Source organism: Corallococcus sp. 4LFB, from assembly GCF_046520365.1.
GTDB lineage: Bacteria > Myxococcota > Myxococcia > Myxococcales > Myxococcaceae > Corallococcus > Corallococcus caeni.
Window position 1 is genome coordinate 1 of record NZ_JBKGHJ010000759.1, and the last position, 2,748, is coordinate 2,748.

At 73.3% G+C, this 2,748-nt stretch carries 1 protein-coding gene; it reads left to right on the forward strand.

Annotated features, from left to right (window positions below; translation table 11 throughout):
- Positions 1-2,748: amino acid adenylation domain-containing protein (locus tag ACLEQD_RS40740; protein WP_410391310.1), on the forward strand; the 2,748-nt coding region annotated here is incomplete at both ends.

Here is a 2,748-nt window from a genome sequence, read left to right on the forward strand (position 1 = left end):
CCTTCGGCTACAGCGCGCACCGTCACCACGAGTCCACCATCGCGACGCTGGCCTCGCGCTTCCAGCATCACGTGCGCGCCCTCGTCGCCGAGCGCCACTCCGACGACGCCCGCCGCTTCTCTCCCGGTGACTTCCCCCTCGCCCCGCTCTCCCAGCCGGCGCTGGACACGCTGCTGCGCCAGGCGCCGGGCCGCGTCGAGGACGTCTACCCGCTGTCGCCCACCCAGCAGGGCATGCTCTTCCATGCGCTGGTGTCTCCCGGGTCGGACGTCTACCTGCTGCAGAACTCCTGGGCGGTCCACTCCGCGCTCGATCTGGAAGCCCTGTCGCGCGCGTGGCACGCGACCCTCCAGCGGCACCCCGCGCTGCGCGCCTCCTTCCACTGGAAGCAGCTGGATGCCCCCATGCAGCTCGTCCACGCCCAGGTGCCCAACACCTTCGAGGCGTTCGACTGGCGCGCGGCCTCCCCGGCGGAACAGGAAGCGCGCCTGGCGCAGGTCATCTCCGACGAGCGGCGCACGGGCTTCGACTTCACGCGCGCTCCGCTCCTCCGCCTGCGGGCCTTCCGCCTCCAGGACGCCGTCTGGCGCCTGCTCTTCAGCCATCACCACCTGATGATGGACGGCTGGAGCCTGGGCCTGGTGCTGCGAGAGGTGTTCGCGCTCTACGACGTGTTCCGCTCGGGCCAGGCCCCCGCGCTGCCCACGCCTCCCCCCTTCCGCGACTACCTGGGCTGGCTGCGGCAGCGCGACACGTCCGGCGACGAGTCCTTCTGGCGCGGATACCTGGCGGGCTTCCGCGTCCCCACGCCGCTGCCGGGTGACACGCACACCGGGCCCGCGCCAGGCGCGCACGCCAGCCACCCGCTCCTGGAGAAGCACCTCACGCCCGAAGCCAGCGCCACCCTCCAGGGCTTCGCGCGCCAGCACCAGCTCACCCTCAACACCGTGGCCCTGGCGACGTGGGCCCTGGTGCTCGCGAGCTACAGCGGCGAAGAGGACGTCGTCTTCGGCACCACCCTCTCCGGCCGCCCGCCAGAGCTGGCCGGCTCCGAGGCGATGGTGGGCATGTTCATCAACACGCTGCCCTTGCGCGTGCGCCTGCCCGCCCCGGGCGCGGCGCTGCTGCCCTGGCTGAAGGCCCTCCAGGAGCAGGTGGCGGAGGCGCGCCAGTACGAGTTCTCCCCCCTCGTCCAGGTCCAGGCCTGGAGCGACCTGCCGCGCGGCACCCCGCTCTTCGACTCGCTGCTCGTCGTGGAGAACTACCCCATCGACGAATCCCTGCGGCAGCGCTCCCTCAGCCTGGACGTGCGCGACCACCACTCCGTCGAGCGCTCCAACTACCCGCTGGGCCTGGGCATCATCCCGGGGGCCCAGGTGCGGCTGCTGCTGTTCCACGACGCGCCCCGCTTCCCGCACGAGGCCATGGTGCGGCTGCTCGAACACTGGCGCATCCTGCTGGAGGCGGTGGCGTCGCGGCCCCAGGGCCGCCTGGGCGACCTGTCGCTGCTGTCCGACGCCGAGCGCCGCCAGGTCCTGGTGGAGTGGAACCCCGCTGTGCCCATGGACGGGGCCTCATCCCCGGTCCACCGCCTCTTCGAGGCCCGCGTGGCCCGCGCGCCGGACGCTCCCGCGCTGGAGCACGGTGAAGAGCGCCTGACGTACGCGGAGCTCAACGTCCGCGCCAACCAGCTCGCGCGCCACCTGCGCCGGCTGGGCGTGGGCCCGGAGCTGCGCGTCGCCCTGTTCCTGGAGCGCTCCGTCGACCTCGTCGTCGCCATGCTGGCCACCCTCAAGGCGGGCGGCGCGTGGCTCGCGCTGGATCCGGCGCTGCCCTCCGAACGCCTGACCTTCATCGCCGAGGACGCGAGCGCCCCGGTGCTCATCACCCACTCGGCGCTGGAGCACCTCATCGACCGGCGCGGCTACGTGCTGCAGGTGGATGAGCATGCGGACCGCATCGAGCGCGAGGCCGAAGGCAACCTGGATGACGCGTGGGAGGACGCCTCCCGGCTGGCCTACGTCATCTACACGTCGGGCTCCACCGGCCGTCCCAAGGGGACGCTGTTGACCCACGGCGGCCTGTGCAACACCGCCGCCGCCGCGGGCCGCCTGCACGGCTACCGCGAGGACAGCCGGGTGTTGCAGTTCGCCAACGCCAGCTTCGATGCCTCCGTCTGCGAGGTCTTCGCCACGCTGCTGTCCGGGGCCTGTCTGGTGCTGGCGAACGCGGACGACCTGCTGCCCGTGGAGCCGCTGCGCGCCCTGCTGGTGGATCGCGCCATCTCCGCGGTGACGCTCACGCCCACGGTGCTCGCGCAGCTGGAGCCCCGCGACCTGCCCGGGCTCCAGACCGTCATCTCCGCGGGCGAGGCGCTGTCCCCGGAGGTGGCGCGGCGCTGGAGCGAGGGCCGCACGCTCCTCAACGCCTACGGCCCCACCGAGGCCACCATCTGCGCCACCCTCAGCGGTCCCGTGCAGCCGGAGCGCCTGAGCATCGGCCGTCCCCTGCCGGGCGCGCAGGTGTACGTGCTGGACGCGCGCCTGGCGCCGGTGGCCCCCGGCATGGTGGGGGAGCTGTACGTGGGCGGACTGGGCGTCGCCCGCGGCTACCTGGGCCGTCCGGAGCTCACCGCCGAGCGCTTCGTCCCGAACCCCTTCGCGTCCCAGGCCGGAGCGCGGATGTACCGCACCGGCGACCGGGCGCGGTGGCTGCCCGACGGCGAGCTGGAGTCCCTGGGCCGCGTCG